At 35.9% G+C, this 16,173-nt stretch carries 13 protein-coding genes; all 13 read right to left on the reverse strand.

The annotated features are described in order from the left end of the window. Nucleotides 1–2: 2 nt before the first annotated feature. Complete coding sequence (locus tag ACODSI_RS10680) at nt 3–1,673, reverse strand: peptidase domain-containing ABC transporter (protein ID WP_488916842.1); 1,671 nt, start codon at nt 1,671–1,673, stop codon at nt 3–5. Continuing rightward, entirely contained in the window at nt 1,674–2,345 is a 672-nt protein-coding gene (locus ACODSI_RS10685) for a TetR/AcrR family transcriptional regulator (protein WP_488916843.1), read from the reverse strand. A 129-nt stretch (nt 2,346–2,474) separates the two neighbouring features. Next, a complete protein-coding gene (locus tag ACODSI_RS10690; protein ID WP_488916844.1) occupies nt 2,475–3,044 on the reverse strand; it encodes a YdeI/OmpD-associated family protein in 570 nt (189 codons plus the stop codon). A 73-nt stretch (nt 3,045–3,117) separates the two neighbouring features. Beyond that, complete coding sequence (locus tag ACODSI_RS10695; RefSeq protein WP_488916845.1) at nt 3,118–3,642, reverse strand: superoxide dismutase family protein; 525 nt, start codon at nt 3,640–3,642, stop codon at nt 3,118–3,120. A 105-nt stretch (nt 3,643–3,747) separates the two neighbouring features. Continuing rightward, the gene (locus tag ACODSI_RS10700; protein WP_488916846.1) at nt 3,748–4,209 is read right to left on the reverse strand and encodes an endo-arabinase; all 462 of its coding nucleotides are present in this window, start codon (nt 4,207–4,209) and stop codon (nt 3,748–3,750) included. Between the two features lie 2 nt (nt 4,210–4,211). Further along, the gene (locus ACODSI_RS10705; protein WP_488916847.1) at nt 4,212–4,907 is read right to left on the reverse strand and encodes a hypothetical protein; all 696 of its coding nucleotides are present in this window, start codon (nt 4,905–4,907) and stop codon (nt 4,212–4,214) included. Beyond that, entirely contained in the window at nt 4,908–5,684 is a 777-nt protein-coding gene (locus tag ACODSI_RS10710; protein ID WP_488916848.1) for a hypothetical protein, read from the reverse strand. It lies immediately after the preceding gene. A gap of 251 nt (nt 5,685–5,935) precedes the next feature. Further along, a complete protein-coding gene (locus ACODSI_RS10715) occupies nt 5,936–6,445 on the reverse strand; it encodes a toxin-antitoxin system YwqK family antitoxin (protein WP_488916849.1) in 510 nt (169 codons plus the stop codon). Nucleotides 6,446–6,654: 209 nt separating this feature from the next. Beyond that, on the reverse strand, nt 6,655–8,445 hold the full coding sequence (locus tag ACODSI_RS10720; protein ID WP_488916850.1) for an acyl-CoA dehydrogenase FadE: 1,791 nt from the start codon (nt 8,443–8,445) through the stop codon (nt 6,655–6,657). A 25-nt stretch (nt 8,446–8,470) separates the two neighbouring features. Further along, nucleotides 8,471–9,652 carry an acetyl-CoA C-acyltransferase gene (locus tag ACODSI_RS10725; RefSeq protein ID WP_488916851.1) on the reverse strand — a complete coding sequence of 394 codons (1,182 nt, stop codon included), beginning with the start codon at nt 9,650–9,652 and terminating at the stop codon, nt 8,471–8,473. Between the two features lie 81 nt (nt 9,653–9,733). Beyond that, a complete protein-coding gene (locus ACODSI_RS10730; protein ID WP_488916852.1) occupies nt 9,734–12,124 on the reverse strand; it encodes a 3-hydroxyacyl-CoA dehydrogenase/enoyl-CoA hydratase family protein in 2,391 nt (796 codons plus the stop codon). Between the two features lie 96 nt (nt 12,125–12,220). Beyond that, nucleotides 12,221–12,652 (reverse strand): MarR family winged helix-turn-helix transcriptional regulator, encoded by a 432-nt coding sequence (locus tag ACODSI_RS10735; RefSeq protein WP_488916853.1) that lies wholly within the window; start codon nt 12,650–12,652, stop codon nt 12,221–12,223. A gap of 224 nt (nt 12,653–12,876) precedes the next feature. Beyond that, a complete protein-coding gene (locus ACODSI_RS10740; protein WP_488916854.1) occupies nt 12,877–16,131 on the reverse strand; it encodes a reprolysin-like metallopeptidase in 3,255 nt (1,084 codons plus the stop codon). Nucleotides 16,132–16,173: the final 42 nt, after the last annotated feature.

The following is a 16,173-nucleotide window of genomic DNA, read 5'->3' on the forward strand; positions in this document are numbered from 1 at the left end:
GATTACTTGATTTTAGTGTCTGTGATGATGATACCATTTTTCATATGAATTACACGTTGGATTTTTTCTTTCCAATACGGATTTTTAGACGATACAATTACAGTCCATTTATGGGATTTATCCATAATAAAATCGATGATTTCTTTTGCTGATGAATCGTCCATTTTATCTAATGGATCTTCATAGAATAGAATTCTAGGTTTGTTAATAATGCTGCGTGCTAAAAGAATTTTTTGAGCATTAGAAGACGATAATTGTCTGCCTTCCGGAAATATTTTGGTATTCAAACCGTCAGGTAACGATTTGATAAAAGAGCCCAATTGCACACTTTCAATCGCCCATTTAATATCTTCATTATCGATCAAAGTATTATTAAAAGTGATGTTTTCCAAAATGGTACCTTCAAAGGGAGTTTCTCCATTAATTATCGTACTGATTTGAGAACGATATAGCGCTAAATCAATTTTTCTATAAGTATCATCGTTAATGTATAAGGAGCCCGATGTGGGTTGCAATAATCCAGAAAGCAATCGCATTAAAGTAGTTTTGCCAGAACCATTTTCGCCCTCTAAAAGTATTTTTTCGTTCGGATTCACTTTCAAATTCACTTGATTGATAATTAAATCATTGGAATCTGGGAATTGGTACGATAGTTTTTCCATTTCTAATGCGATGTCGGTGAAGCAAAATTCATTTTGATTTGTTCTAACATCTTCAGTTTTTAAATCGGATACCTGTCCAATTTTTTCTATGGAAGTCAACACATCATAGAAGGTTTCCAATCCAGTAATGATTTTTTCTACTGAATTTATGACCAATAAAATGATGATTTCTGCAGCTACAAATTGTCCAATATTCATTTGTTGATTAAGCACCAAAAATCCGCCAATAAGCAATAAACTTGCTGTTATTAGTACTTTAAAAACAATGAGTTGAATGAACTGTCTTTTTAATATTCCAAAATGTTTTTCACGATAGTTGAGATATTCCCCTACTAAATAATCGTTTTTACGTAAGGCAAATTCAAAAGTGTCTTTTCGTCTAAAGCTAAAATTATTCCGAGCTAATTCTTGTAACCAGCCAACCACTTTGTACTTGTATTTAGATTCTTTTAAGCTGGTAGCAAGTCCCGATTTATATGAAAATCTAAAAATTGAATACAATAATAAAAGTAATAATATTCCGAAGAAAATGAAGAAAGGATGGTATAATGATAATAAAATAATTCCAAACGTAATTTGAAGTAATGATGTAGAAAAATCTATCAGTAATTTTGATGTTCCTTTTTGAATGGTAAGCGTGTCAAAAAAGCGATTGGCTAGCTCAGGTGGATATTGGTTGTAGAATTCCTCAAATTTGATTTTTGGCAATCGATAACCAAATTCGAAAGACGATCGAACAAATATTTTTTGTTGTAGGTTTTCGGTAATTCGTAGTTGCATTAAGGATAGAATTCCTACTAAAGCGACTCCAAATACTACGATAACAACCAAAACAACCCAAGATACACTTGCTTGTCCAGATTGAATTAAATTTACGATAGCTTGAATTCCTAGTGGAAGTGATAAACTCACTAAACCAGCAAAAATGGCATAAAAAAACAATTGTGAAATGTCTTTTCTGTCTAATTTTAAAAAGCTAAAAAAGCGTTGTAAAGGTGATTGTGTTGTCATTTATTCTAATGTTTTATCTAAAATAGTAATATAAAAATTCGTTGGCGAAACCAACTCATTACAATTCGTGATGGTTTTTAAATGATCTTTTAAAAAATGCTGGTGCAATGCTCCTTCTACAATAGAGGATGCTAAACTTTTAGCAAATGGAAATTCTGGATTTACTGCAATAATCATATCAATAATGCGATTAATGACTCTTTTATACACCAAAAACAATCCAATTTTATTCTCTTCATCAACTTCTTTAGTCAAAAGAGTTTTGGTGAATTCTGCAATTATAATTTTATTTAGAGTAGCTTCATTAATGTGTAGTGTATTGGAATCGTCTTCAATTTTTTCTGTGACAATGGTAACGGCTTTCAATAATTTTTCTTTCGGATTGACAATATTATTTGTTTCAAAAACCATTCGATATTCTATCCATGCCCAATACCATGATGATAAATACAATAACAATTTATGTTTACTCTCAAAATAGCGGTAAATCGAACTTTCATTGGAGCCGATTCGTTCACCTAATTTTTTAAAAGTGAAATTATCAAACCCAATTTCATCCATTAAAAGAATACTTTGTTCAATGATTTTTTTTCCTAAATCAGAGGTTTCGGGATTTTTAACATACAACTTGTCATTTACGGTGATGACAATATTGGAAAGTAAGCTTTTCATTTTTAATATTATTTAATGCAAATATAATAGTAATACTATTAAATAAGAAATTTTAACTTTTAATTATCTTTTTTAAACAAAAAAAAGCTCAAGAAGAGCTTATGTATATTTTATGAAAAGGTTCTAATTTTAATGTCTGGTTTTGATATTTTGTTCGCAAAGCTTGATAATTTCTGAAATTCTATTGGTTCTAGTTTCTTCTCTTTTAGCTTGATTGAGCCAATATAAATAACTTTTTCTGTAATGAAAACTAAAGCTTTGGTAATTGGTATAAGCTACCGAATTAGAGTTGAAGGCAAGCTGTAAATCGGATGGTATTTCTAAATTTTCAACTGCATCGAGTGATTCCCATGACCCATTTTGTTTGGCAATTTCAATTTTCTTTAACCCACTCTCGTGCATCAAATTGGCTGCGATCAGTTTTTCGACATAATTCTTATTCACTTTACTCCAAACACTTTTGTCTTTGCGTGGTCCGAAGGCTTGTTTTCGTTGTTCGTCGTCAACTTTTCTAACGGTAGAATCGATCCAACCATAGCATAAGGCCACTTGAACAGCTTCTTCCCATCGCATACTTTCAAAAGTACTATTCACTCGATAAAAGATCAGGTACACGCCTTTAGAATGTAGATGATTTTCGTGCAACCATTCACGCCATTCTTCAGCATTTTTAAAATAAAGGTGTAATTTGTCTTCCATAATTAAAAGTAAAAGACACCAAAAAATGCGTGAATTGCAAATTTTTGGTGTCTTAAATTGAACGTTATAAAACTTATTTTATAATGGCAGAACAAGCTACTCTTGCACCTGCATTTCCAGTAGGTTGTGTTACAAAATCGTCGGCTTTATCATGAACAATAAGTCCTTTTCCAAGTATGTCTTTGTTGGCATCGCCACAACCAATACACCATTCGTCGGTTTTTAAGGTTACGGTAGCATTGCCGTTTTCATCAGCGGTAAAGTTGCCAATATCACCTTTGTGATGCTCGGCATCAGTCCATTTTCCATGTTTAACATGCGTTGGATTCCAATGTCCGCCAGCAGAAGCAGCATCACCAGCAGAGCAATCGGCTTTTTCATGAATGTGAATTCCATGTACACCTGGTTTTAATCCGGATAATTTGGCTTCAAAGTTAACAATGCCATTTTTTTCAGTAAAAGTTGCCGTTCCAGTCACATTGCTGCCACTTTTGGGTTCTAAAGAAATGGTTAGTGCATTGGATTTCGAATCGGAACCCGACTTGCAAGCAACGATGATTCCTAGAGCTAAAGCAGAAAAGAGGATGATTTTTTTCATTAGAATAATGTTTTTTATCAAAGTTAAATAAAATTAAGTGGTATGAAGTTAATTTTTACTTAAATCATTCTTAGTGTTAGATAATTTCCAATCGAGGTGTAATTCTTATTTTGGATTGTAAATATGAATGGATTGCCCAACAATTTTCCATTGATTGTTAATTTTTTCAAGCATTCTAATTTCGTAAGAAAATGTTTTTTGTCCGTCTTTAGCTATCGAAACTTCATCATGGCTTACCCAAGCATCGTTTTCATTAATTTTAAATTTAAAGTTTGTTTGAATGGCTTTTCCACCGTTACCCATTGTTGTTTTCGAATCTTTCATGGCGCTCGGTGGCACATCAAAAGTATGTCCATCTGCCAATGAAACTAGTATTCTACTGTAAGGTTGAAGGTACCAACAGTCAGAATGTTCTTTGAAATTAGCACTACGCCAACTCGAAGCTTCTTTTTGTAATAGCTTTTTGATAGACTCTATTTCCTTTGGAGTATCAGTTGTTTTTTGTTGACAACTGAAAATACTTCCAAAAAAAAGTACTCCAAAAATTGAAATAAGTGCGTTTTTCATAATTACTTTTTAGATGATATTAGATTCGTTCTTAAAAAAGAAAGTGCGGCAAGTTTAAGTTCAAGACCTGATATTTTTTGACTTTCAAATTCAATAAAACTCTGAAATTCATCATTTTTAAAGGATAAAGCAAATCCATTAAAAGTGATGTTATTTTTGGTAATCGTGTACGAAATAGTTTTGGTTTCGGGTAGTAGGTTGTCAAATTTGAAATGCTTTAAATTCACATTTTTTTTCAATATTTTGAAATTTTGTTCTTCACTTTGGTTACTTTCAAAATCATGAATAAATACATTTAAGTCTTTTGGTGATTTGAATGCCAGACGTAACGAATCGTCGTGATTGTTTTGAAAATAGTAGTTTTTATCCACTTTTATTTTGGTAGTAAGATCGAAAGTGACTAGCGAATCTTTAGCCAATTTAATCACACTATACAATTGTTTTTGGGCATCATTTATCGTATCTAAACTTTGATAGCTGGTGTACAAGATATCATTATTTTTTTTCAATAAGGCACGTTGTATGTTCTCTTGATATTGGCGTTGTTCGATTAAGTTATCGTTTAATACGTTGTTGATATTTAAGTCATTAGTCTTTCTGTCATTCATTTTAGAACAAGTATATACCAATCGTATCACTAAAAATAAGGTAACAAAAATGCTTAAAACAGTCCTCCAAACGGGTCTTTCATTTTCCATTTATTTTAAGTCGTTTTGAGTTAGTGTAATGGTATTCACCACGGCGCCTTTGGCATTTTGATATTGGTATTTAACGGTGGTGATTCCAAATCGACTCACTGCCGAAATCACTTTTCTAAAATCACCACTTCTAATGATGCTTTCTTTCACGAGCTCATTGGCCGAATCCATTTTTAGTAAGGCTGCATAATCATCAGGAACTTCAACTTTATTCACCAATTCGTTAGCTTCGGTAATATCTATTTTCAATATTTTGGTGCCTTCCGCTTTATTTTCAATGGGCATATTCTTATTTAATAATGCCAATATTTCCTGCATTTGTGGGGTCAAATTTGGGTTTTTGGAAGCTACAACAGGTGACGTAACAGCAGGTTCTTTTAACAGTTCATTCATTTTCTTTTTATCGACTATCAACTCGGCTAAGTTGGCGCCGTTTTCGGCTAAAAAAGCAACTTTAAAATGTACTCCTTCATCAACTAAATCCATAGAAGTAGGATCTTTTTTTAGTAAATTGGCAATTAATGAAGGTAGGGTTTTGTTGTAAATTTCTTTACTATCGTCGTTCTGTTCGAGATTGGTTTGAAAATTAATTTGGATCTCATTTTCAGGAATAGCTGCTGCTGCACTGGCTGAAGTTATGATTCCATTTTGTAATAATGATGCATAAGAATTGAAATTATTTACATAATCTTGCATCTTTTCTTGGGTGTTTTTACAACTTACTAGCAACAGCTGAAATACGATTATAACCGAAATTTTAAAGTGATTTTTACTCATATCTTTTAATTTTAATTTTTTGATTAAACTGAAAGCCTATGAGAAATATCTTGGTACGCAAACAGTTAGTTTTGCGTAAAAATAGCAAAATATTTTATTTAATTGCAGATTTGTATTATTCCTAAAGTGGATAAAACACGATGAATTATAGTAGAGGTAAAAAGGAAATGGTTTAATTGAATACTTCCAATTTCTTTTTAGTTATTTTAAGTTTGTGGTTTTTGTTGAATTTTTGTGGCTTTTATGAAGCATTAATCTTCTAAAGTTACTGATGTATCTGTAGTAAATTTATCTGTTTTGATACCGTTTTCCCAGTACTCTTTTTGATGTATGGAACCGTTTTTGTTTTTAATAATAAAGAGACCTATTTTTCTATCATCACAATATTCACCTTTGATGTAAATTTTTGCATTTTCATAATACTCAAGATATACTCCATCTTTTAAATTATTTCGGTAAGTAATGATGTTTTTTACATTTCCATTTTCATAATAAAAGGTACGTTTTCCATCAAATTGGGTGTCATTAACATCTAAACTATAGGATATTAAATGATTTTTGTGATTGGATTTATAAAAATAAACATGCAGGTATTTATCATTAATTTTATAAGGGGTAATTTTATAAATTTCAGAATTCTGTTTGGTAGAAACTTTATAATTAGCATCATACCAAATAGTATCCGTGGGAGTGATCGTAGTAGTTTTTCCAAAACTAAACGTGTACATTAGGAGCAAGGTTAATAAAATTACTTTTTTCATAATTCTTATTAGATTAGCATTAGTAGGTAAGCAAAAGTATATTAAAAAAGTTTTAAGTTTCTTAAGAATAGTTTAATATTGTTAGATAAATACGCTTTTTATTTCACCTTGTATTTTTAGAATTCATATTTAACACTTTTTTATTTAAATATTTGAATAAAAAAAACCACTCAATTTCTCAAGTGGTTTTCAAAACAATTAACTAAAAATTAAAAACAATAACTATTTTCCGCTACTAATTTTGAAGTGATGGTTTCTCTCAATCCTACAATATTAGGCATGTTGGTGTATTTTGTAAAACGACGTAATCCCATGAGCATCATGCGTTGTTCATCGCCTTCGGCAAATGATATGATGCTTTCTTTTCCTTTTTGGGTTACCACGTCAACGGCTTTGTATAAGTATAATTTGGCCATTGCTATTTGCTCTTGTACTTTGGCTTCTCCTTCTTTTTTGGCTAATTTTTCGGTTCTTAGAACGGTACTTTCGGCCATATAGATTTCAATAAGCATATCGGCTGCTGCCATTAACAATTGTTGGTGTGCGTCTAAATCCATTCCGTATTTTTGAACCGCAGCACCTGCTACCATCAAGAATGCTTTTTTCAATTTTCCAATCATTTCCTTTTCTTCTGAAAACAATTCAGAATAATCTGGAGTATCAAATGATGGAATTCCCATTAATTCTTCTTGCACTTTCATGGCAGGGCCTAATAAATCGACATGGCCTTTCATGGCTTTTTTAATTAACATTCCTACCGAAAGCATGCGGTTGATTTCATTCGTTCCTTCATAGATACGAGCAATACGAGCGTCTCTCCAAGCACTTTCCATTGGCGTATCTTCAGAGAATCCCATACCACCGTAGATTTGAATACCTTCGTCGGCTGCATTTTGAACGTCTTCGGATACCGCTACTTTAAGAATAGAACATTCGATAGCAAATTCTTCAACGCCTTTTAATTCGGCTTCTTGATGGGATGTTCCTTCTGCTATACGGGCATTGATTCTATCTTCAATAGATTTAGCAGCACGATAGGTAGCACTTTCTCCTGCATAGCAACTGGTTGCCATTTCTGCCAATTTATATCGGATAGCACCAAAACTTGAGATTGGAGTATTGAATTGGATACGTTCGTTAGCATAATGTACCGCATTGGTAGTTACACGACGTTGTGCATCTAAACAAGCGGCCGCCAATTTAATTCGACCCACATTCAAAGCATTCATGGCGATTTTAAATCCTTCACCACGGCCCGCTAACATATTTTCAACAGGAACTTTGGTTTCGTTAAAGAAAACTTGACGCGTAGAAGAGGCACGAATTCCTAATTTATGTTCTTCTTCTCCCATCGTAATTCCGTTACTTGGGTCATTTTCTACAATAAAACCGGTGATGTTTTTATCGTCTTCTATACGTGCAAAAACGATAAGTAGTGAACAAAAACCGGCGTTGGAAATCCACATTTTGCCACCTGTAATTTTATAATGTTTTCCGTCTTCTGATAATACAGCTTTGGTTTTTCCAGAATTGGCATCCGAACCTGCTCCTGGTTCTGTTAAGCAATATGCTCCAAACCATTCACCAGAAGCTAGTTTTGGCACGTATTTTTGTTTTTGTGCTTCTGTTCCGTATAATGTAATGGGCATCGTTCCAATTCCGGTATGTGCTCCAAAAGCAGTAGAAAATGATCCTGTAGCGCCTGATATATAGTCACATACCAAACACGTATCTACAAATCCCATTCCCATTCCGCCATATTCTGCAGGAACCGCTACACTCAAAAAGCCCATTTCTCCAGCTTTTTTCATTACTTCTTCGGTAAAAGCGTAATCTTTAGCCTCAAAACGATTTTTGTTTGGCCATATTTCTTTATCGCAAAATTCTTTTACAGAATCGCGCATCATGATTTGCTCTTCCGAGAAATCTTCTGGTGTGAAAACGTCTTCACATTTGGTTTCTTTAACTAGGAATTGTCCTCCTCTGGTTATATCGCTCATTTTTTATTTTTTTATAGTTGGTTGATTATAGTAATTCATATATTCCTGCAGAACCTTGACCTGTTCCAACACACATACTTACGATACCGTATTTGCTTTTTCTTAATCGCATTTCGTCAAAAAGTTGTACCGATAGTTTCGCACCTGTGCAACCTAGTGGATGCCCTAAAGCAATAGCACCACCATTTACATTTACAATATCAGGGTTTAAGCCTAATTCTCTTACTACGGCTAATGATTGTGAGGCAAAAGCTTCGTTTAATTCGATTAAATCGATATCATTTAAACTTAAACCTGCTTGTTTTAAGGCTTTCGGAATGGCTTGTACTGGACCGATTCCCATGATTCTTGGTTCCACACCAGCTGAGGCAAAATTGACCAATCGTGCAATAGGTGTAACACCTAATTCTTTCACCATTTCTTCACTCATAATCAGTACGAATGCGGCACCATCACTCATTTGTGAAGAGTTTCCTGCAGTAACACTACCATCAGCTGCAAAAACAGGTTTTAATTTTCCTAAAGCCGCCAAATTGGTATCGGCTCTTGGGCCTTCGTCTTTGGTAACCGTATACGATTTGGTTTCTTTTTTACCATTTTCATTGATGAACGTTTGTTCAACAGTTATCGGAACAATTTGTTTATCGAATTTACCTTCCGCTTGTGCTTTTAATGCTTTTTGATGCGAGTTAAAAGCAAATTCATCTTGATCTTCACGAGACACATTGAATTGCTTGGCAACGGCTTCTGCCGTTAAACCCATTCCCCAATAGTAGTCTTCGTGACCTGCTGCCGCTACGGCATAATCGGGAGTTGGTTTGTAACCTCCCATTGGAATGAATGACATACTTTCGGCACCACCAGCGATGATGCAGTCGGCCATACCACTTTGTATTTTTGCGGTTGCCATTCCGATAGTTTCCAATCCAGAAGCACAATATCTATTTACTGTTACACCTGGAACATCGGTTACTTTTAATCCCATTAAGGAAATTAATCGTCCCACATTTAACCCTTGTTCTGCTTCTGGCATGGCGTTTCCAACCATTACGTCGTCGATTCTTGTTTTGTCGAAATCAGGCAATTCGTTCATCATGAATTGAATGGTTTCTGCGGCCAATTCATCAGGACGTTTGAATCTGAACACTCCTTTTGGAGCTTTTCCTACCGCAGTTCGGTATGCTTTTACTATATAGGCTGTTTTCATTTTTTTTAGATAATAGAATAAAGAAAAAAGAGAAAAGATTTTAAATCTTGCTTCTTATTTCTTGCTTCTTGGTTTTTGATTCTAATTTCTCAACGGTTTTCCTTTTGTTAACATAAATTGGATACGCTCCAACGTTTTTCTTTCAGTACAAAGTGATAAAAATGCTTCTCTTTCAATATCTAATAAGTATTGTTCACTTACTAATGTTGGTTCTGATAAATCGCCTCCAGCCATTACGTAAGCCAATTTGTTGGCAATTTTTAAGTCATGTTCTGAGATGTATTTTCCGGCTACCATTTGGTTGGTTCCTACTAAGAACATTCCCAGTGCTTGTTTTCCTAATACTTTGATGTCGGTTCTTCTAACAGGTTGTGTGTAGCCTTGGTCAGCCATTTGTAATGCAACTTGTTTGGCAACTGCAATTTGGCGGTCTTTGCTTACCACCACAATATCTTTTCCTTTTTGTAAGATACCCAAATCAAACGCTTCATAAGCTGATGTGGCTACTTTTGCCATTCCAATAGTTAGGAAGTTTTCTTGTAGTACATTCAGCTCGACATCGTTTTTACGGAATAGATCAGAAGCTCGTAAAGCCATTTCTTTAGAACCACCACCACCTGGAATTACACCCACTCCAAATTCTACCAAACCAATGTAGGTTTCAGCAGCAGCGACCACTCTGTCGGCGTGCATACTCATTTCGCAACCACCACCTAGGGTCATTCCGTGAGGTGCTACAATTACAGGTATTGCAGAATAACGTACGCGCATCATCGTGTCTTGAAACATTTTGATGGCCATATTCAATTCGTCGTATTCTTGCTCGACTGCCATCATGAAAATCATTCCGATGTTGGCTCCAACAGAGAAATTAGTTCCTTGATTTCCAATCACCAATCCGCGGTATTCTTTTTCTGCTAAATCGATAGCTTTGTTGATAGCCGTTAATACTCCACCACCTATGGTGTTCATTTTAGAATGGAATTCTAAGTTTAAGATGCCGTCTCCTAAATCGAAAACGGTAGCATCGGAGTTGCCCCAAACTTTATGACTTTCTCTAATGTTATCTAATATGATAAAGGTATCCTGCCCTGGCTTTTCTTCTTGTGATTTGGTAGGAATGTTGTAGAAACACGTTTTCCCATTTTTAACGGTATAAAACGATTTGTTTCCAGAAATTAGCATATCGGTAACCCAAGCGGCCGGTTTATAGCCTTCCGTTTCCATAATAGCGATCGCTTTTTCAACACCAATAGCATCCCAAATTTCAAACGGTCCGTTTTCCCAACCGAAACCCGCTTTCATAGCATCGTCTATTTTGTAAAACTCGTCGGTAATTTCGGGAACTCTGTTGGAACAATAGGCGAACATCGCTGCAAAATTCTTTCTATAAAAATCGCCTGCTTTGTCTTTTCCTTTTACTAAAACTCTAAATCTATCGATGGGTTTATCGATGGTTTTAGTCAATTCCAACGTGGCGAATGACGCTTTTTTAGCGGCTCTATATTCTAAGGTATCTAAGTCTAAAGACAAAATATCTTTGCCTTCTTTTTTGTAAAATCCTTGTCCGGTTTTACTTCCTAACCATTTGTTTTCCATCATTTTGGTGATGAAATCGGGAAGTTTGAATAAATCGTGCGCTTCATCATTTGGGCAACCTTCATACAAACCGTTAGCTACGTGAACTAAAGTATCCAATCCAACCACATCTACGGTTCTGAACGTAGCCGATTTTGGACGACCAATTACCGGTCCAGTTAGTTTATCGACTTCTTCAATGGTCAATCCCATTTCTTTTACCAAGTGAAACAAACTTTGAATTCCGAAGATACCAATACGGTTTCCAATGAACGCCGGAGTATCTTTGGCTACGACCGAAGTTTTACCTAAATATTGTGATCCATAATTCGTTAAGAACTCTAGTACTTCAGGTGACGTTTTTGGTCCTGGAATGATTTCGAATAATTTCAAATAACGTGCAGGGTTGAAGAAATGCGTGCCACAAAAATGCGCTTGAAAATCTTCACTACGACCTTCATTCATGAACTTAATCGGAATTCCAGATGTATTGGAAGTTACTAAAGTGCCTGGCTTGCGGAATTTGTCAATTTGTTCAAAAACCAATTTCTTGATGTCCAAACGCTCTACAACCACTTCGATAATCCAATCGCAAGTAACAATTTTAGCCATGTCATCGGTTGTATTTCCAGTTGTAATTCGGGTGGCAAACTTCTGACTGTAAATAGGCGATGGGTTCGATTTTAATGCATTTGCCAAATGGTCGTTTACCACGCGATTGCGAACCACTTTGCTTTCTAGCGTAAGACCTTTTTTCTCTTCGGCTTCGGTGAGTGCATTCGGAACAATGTCTAAAAGCAATACTTCCACACCAATGTTAGCAAAATGACACGCAATGCCAGAACCCATGATTCCAGAACCTACTACGGCCACTTTTTTGATTATTCTTTTCATTTTTGATTATTATTTTTTTGAAGCAAGAACCAAGATGCAAGAACCAAGATTCTTATGCAAACGGTTTTCTTTCTTCTTGTTTCTTTCTTATATTTTCTAAAATATTTTTTTCTCTGTTATCAAATCATTAATCACTTCGGCAACTTCCATAAAGTGATTCAGCTTTTCTTCAGAAATGTTTTTCTTGACACTTTCGTTAAATTTTAGAACCGTTTCTTTGGATTGGGCGCGCATTTCTTTGCCTAAATCGGTTAAATATATTAGAACGCCACGACCGTCTTCAGGATTTTTCTTTCGGGTAATTAAGCCTTTCTCTTCTAAAGTTTTAAGGGTTCGTGTTAACGAAGTGGGTTCCATCCCCATGCGATTGCTGATAAAGGTAGAAGGAGTACCGTCTTCTTTATCGATGCTTAATAAAGCAAATCCGATGGCCATCGAACCATCAAATTTAGAAGCTTCTTCGTTGTACATTCGGGAAACTGCTTGCCACGTAGCACGAAGAACATAGTCTATTGTTTTATCTTTCATATAAATAGTATCGAATTACGATATCGATTTAGTTTCGGAATCAAAGATAAATAAAAAATACTATGCACGCATAGTATTTATGTTAAATTTTATGCACGCATAGTAATTTTTTTGTGAAGTACAAGAGTTTGTATAGGTTTTGACTGTAAAATATATTTGAAAGATGTAAAAAAAGCAGTTGTAAAAAAATCACAACTGCTTTAAAAATTTAAACTTTCTATGTTTTATTCTTTTACAAAACGTTTAGTAATCACTTGCTCGTTAGAAGTCATTTCTAATAAATAGATTCCTTTGTCTAAAGTTCCAATCATTATTTGATTGTTTTCAACGGAACCCTGTAGCACAACTTGTCCCATGATATTGATGATTCTATAGTTTCCTTCTGAAATTGAAGAAATAGAAAGGGCATCACCTTTAATTGGGTTAGGAGCAATGGTAAAATCAAGTGTACTGTTATTTGTTGAAGGCGCTAATTTATTTCCTAATCCACCACAAGTATCTACTGCAAAGGCATCCCATTCGCCTGATAAATTGAATGTTGTATTCGGAGCAGTTACTGTTGCTTTTCTTCTCAAAGTAGTGTCAATTGCAAAATTAGCAGTACCGCCATTGAAGGTACCAATGATGTCGATTAACACCCCATTTTTAAACAAACCAACCGCATCATTACCATTGAAAGTAAGTTCGGCACCACCTGTTGAAACATTAGCACTAGCCGCATCATAACAGGCTAATGCAATAGAACTGTTTACCAACACAAATTTAGCACCATTGTTTAGGGTACCTGTTAAAGCAATACCAGTGCTCCAAGCACCAGCTCCATTCGTTTGTTTTTTTACGGTATAGATGGATAAGTTTACTGCACCTCCAGTATTGTTTGCAATTTCTAAAGCTTTATTATTAGAACTTCCTTCAATATATTCTGAAAATAATAGATCGGATGCACCGCCTGTAGCGGCCAATGTAGTCACATTAACGGTATTACTTGCAAGAGAAACATTACCAGCAGCATCTTTTGCTTTTACGGTGAAGGAATAGGCTGTAGCAGCTGTTAATCCTGTTACTGCAAAAGTAGTAGCGGTAGTAGTAGACCCAAGTAAAGTTGCGCCTTGATACACATCATATCCAGTCACAGCCACATTGTCTGTAGCACCCGACCACGATAAATTTGTTGTAGTTTGTGTGGTTCCAGAAGCTGAAAGTGTTGGAGCGGTTGGAGCGGTTGTATCTGATGCCGCAAGAGTAGTTACATTAACGGAATTACTCGCAACAGAAATATTACCAGCAGCATCTTTTGCTTTTACAGTGAAGGAATAGGCTGTAGCAGCTGATAATCCTGTTACTGCATAACTAGTAGCCGTAGTGGTAGATCCAAGTAGCATAGATCCTTGATATACATCATATCCAGTCACAGCCACATTGTCTGTAGCACCCGACCACGATAGATTAGTCGTAGTTTGTGTAGTTCCAGAAGCCGAAAGCGTTGGAGCGGTTGGAGCCGTAGTATCCGAAGAACCTGCCGTAATGGTAAAATTGGTGTTGGAAACATCAAAGAAAATATGATTTGTTCCTTTAACCATAATTCTATTTGTAGTTCCTGGTGTGTTAGGAATGGTTACTGCTTGCGTACCATCGTTAGGAGTAGCCGCTAATAATGTAGACCACGTTGTTCCGCCATTAGTAGAAATTAATATGTCAACATTGGCGCAGTTTACACCATTTGCTGTGGTTCCTGCAACAGCCCAAGTAATGGTTTGACTGGATCCTCCAACATAGGAAACAGCTGTATTTGGAGCTGTAACACTAAAAGGTCCTGCAGTAGCATTGACCGTAACAATCATGTCGTCACTATTGTTAGCAGGACCACCAGCTCTGTTGTCGCGAACCGTTAATCTAAAATTTAAAGTACGAGCAACAGAAGGCAAGGCTTCGACTGTTAATTCCGAACCAGCCGTGGTTGTAGCACCAGTCAATACTGATGACATTCTAGGAAAATAACGTGTAGTTGCAGTACTAGGATTGTAAGATCTAAAATTAACTCCAGAAGTTTTGGTGGCACTTGGTGCTGTCGCTGTATTTTGAGAATCCATTTGTTCCCAATTGTAGGTTAGCGCATCACCATTAGCATCGGTTCCGGCACCGGTTAACATAAAAGGCGTACTTTTAGGAACCGTGTAATCCAAACCAGCATTGGCAGTCGGAATGGCATTTCCAGTTACTACAGTAGTTTGACACGTGGTGGTTTTAATATAATTGGTCACTTGTTGGATGCTTATTGCATGGAAGTATGGATCGGAGTGTGGTTGCACATCTAATGTTGTGATACCCGCATATCCCATAATGGTAGAACCCGAACCTGGTTCCATTTGAACTCCAGTTCCTTCGTTACTGTGTGTAAAAGTATGGTTGGCACCAAATTGATGTCCCATTTCGTGTGCTACGTAATCAATGTCAAAATTATCTCCAGAAGGAATGCCGTCTGCTGGAGAAGTGAATCCACTTCCTTTTCCTAGAGGCACACTTACCGTTGGATTAACACATACACAACCAATACAACCTGCATTTCCACCGCCACCAGAAGCACCAAAAAGGTGTCCGATGTCGTAGGCTGAATTCCCTAGAACATTAGTTAACGTAGTTTGCAATTCTTGATTCCAAGCCCCACCAGCTCCTGCAGTTGCTGCGGAGTATGGATCGGTAGAAGCACTGGTATAAATCACTAAATCGGTATTCGCAATTAGGTTCATGTGAGCGCCAAAATCTTTTTCAAAAACACCATTTACACGAGTCATGGTATTGTTTATGGCAGCTAGTGCTAAGGCTTTGGTACCGCCAAAATAGGCTGTATATTCGCCAGTTACTGACATGGCCAAACGGAAGTTTCTTAAGTTACCATCGTCTGCGTTAGGTCGAGCAACATTAGATGTTTTTAAATCGTTTTGTGCTTGTTCAATTACTTTGCATTCAAATTTATTTAAAGAAGCCAATTTATCCGATTTTTTGTAAACCGAATAACTGCTTAAGTCAGAAGTATAAGGCTCTATAAATTCTGCCGATTGATCGGCTCTTAAAATCATAGTTTGTAAGCCTAGTGGTGACAAACTAATGTATATCGTTGCGGTTGGGTTGTCAATTCCTTGACCCACATAAGATTTAATTTCGGGATATCGCGCCGCTAAAGCCGGATCCATATTAGACGATTCCATCATTCGGAAGCGTTCCATTTGCCCATTAGTATTGGGAAAACTAACGATAGCATTGGATCTGCTGTTGCTAAATCGAGCTGGAGCTGGAGCTAATTCTTGCTGCAATTCGGTAACATCCAATTCGTACAACCTTGGATTGATTAAATTCTGTTTGTTGGCTACTGTGGTCGCATTTAACTTTTTAGTAGTAACGTTCCATGGGGTTTTTCCAGTTTGAGCAAAAGAAAAACTGGCCACTGCTATAAAAGCAATCGAGAGTAATTTGTTTTTCATAAGTGGTGGTTGGTTAAATGATTATATTCAAATATAGGATTT

The sequence above is a fragment of the Flavobacterium sp. FG139 genome, assembly GCF_057809695.1.

What these genes read in the sequence shown, in the direction of transcription:
- ACODSI_RS10725 (WP_488916851.1), bottom strand. Translation starts at nt 9,652, where the DNA reads ATGAAAACAGCCTATATAGTAAAAGCATACCGAACTGCGGTAGGAAAA.
- ACODSI_RS10690 (WP_488916844.1), bottom strand. Translation starts at nt 3,044, where the DNA reads ATGGAAGACAAATTACACCTTTATTTTAAAAATGCTGAAGAATGGCGT.
- ACODSI_RS10710 (WP_488916848.1), bottom strand. Translation starts at nt 5,684, where the DNA reads ATGAGTAAAAATCACTTTAAAATTTCGGTTATAATCGTATTTCAGCTG.
- ACODSI_RS10685 (WP_488916843.1), bottom strand. Translation starts at nt 2,345, where the DNA reads ATGAAAAGCTTACTTTCCAATATTGTCATCACCGTAAATGACAAGTTG.
- ACODSI_RS10680 (WP_488916842.1), bottom strand. Translation starts at nt 1,673, where the DNA reads ATGACAACACAATCACCTTTACAACGCTTTTTTAGCTTTTTAAAATTA.
- ACODSI_RS10695 (WP_488916845.1), bottom strand. Translation starts at nt 3,642, where the DNA reads ATGAAAAAAATCATCCTCTTTTCTGCTTTAGCTCTAGGAATCATCGTT.
- ACODSI_RS10720 (WP_488916850.1), bottom strand. Translation starts at nt 8,445, where the DNA reads ATGAGCGATATAACCAGAGGAGGACAATTCCTAGTTAAAGAAACCAAA.
- ACODSI_RS10740 (WP_488916854.1), bottom strand. Translation starts at nt 16,131, where the DNA reads ATGAAAAACAAATTACTCTCGATTGCTTTTATAGCAGTGGCCAGTTTT.
- ACODSI_RS10735 (WP_488916853.1), bottom strand. Translation starts at nt 12,652, where the DNA reads ATGAAAGATAAAACAATAGACTATGTTCTTCGTGCTACGTGGCAAGCA.
- ACODSI_RS10705 (WP_488916847.1), bottom strand. Translation starts at nt 4,907, where the DNA reads ATGGAAAATGAAAGACCCGTTTGGAGGACTGTTTTAAGCATTTTTGTT.
- ACODSI_RS10700 (WP_488916846.1), bottom strand. Translation starts at nt 4,209, where the DNA reads ATGAAAAACGCACTTATTTCAATTTTTGGAGTACTTTTTTTTGGAAGT.
- ACODSI_RS10715 (WP_488916849.1), bottom strand. Translation starts at nt 6,445, where the DNA reads ATGAAAAAAGTAATTTTATTAACCTTGCTCCTAATGTACACGTTTAGT.
- ACODSI_RS10730 (WP_488916852.1), bottom strand. Translation starts at nt 12,124, where the DNA reads ATGAAAAGAATAATCAAAAAAGTGGCCGTAGTAGGTTCTGGAATCATG.